At 58.6% G+C, this 543-nt stretch carries 1 protein-coding gene; it reads left to right on the top strand.

Going from position 1 to position 543, the window contains the following annotated elements; all coding sequences use genetic code 11:
- Positions 1-543, top strand: a 543-nt coding sequence (locus tag AC1DRJ_RS32045) for an LON peptidase substrate-binding domain-containing protein (protein WP_477805621.1), incomplete at both ends; no start/stop codon positions are given.

Genomic DNA, 543 nt, shown 5'->3' on the forward strand with positions numbered 1-543 from the left:
ATGTTGTGGTTTATCCGCACATGGTTATCCCGCTGTTCGTGGGGCGCGAGAAATCCATCGAAGCCCTCGAGGCAGCGATGACGGGCGACAAGCAGATCCTTCTGCTGGCTCAGAGAAACCCTGCTGACGACGATCCCGGTGAAGATGCACTTTATCGCGTAGGTACTATTGCGACCGTTCTGCAGCTGCTCAAGCTGCCTGACGGCACGGTCAAGGTTTTGGTCGAAGGCGAGCAGCGGGGCGCCGTGGAGCGCTTCAGCGAAGTGGACGGCCACTGCCGTGCCGAAGTCTCGTTGATCGACGAAGTCGACGCACCTGAACGCGAGTCGGAAGTGTTTGTGCGTAGCCTGCTGGCTCAGTTCGAACAATATGTGCAGTTGGGCAAGAAAGTCCCGGCTGAAGTCCTGTCGTCGCTCAACAGCATCGACGAGCCAGGTCGCCTGGTCGACACCATGGCCGCGCACATGGCCCTGAAGATCGAGCAGAAGCAGGAAATTCTCGAAATCATCGATTTGTCTGCCCGGGTCGAGCACGTTCTGGCGC

The sequence above is a fragment of the Pseudomonas sp. P5_B2 genome, from assembly GCF_056400445.1.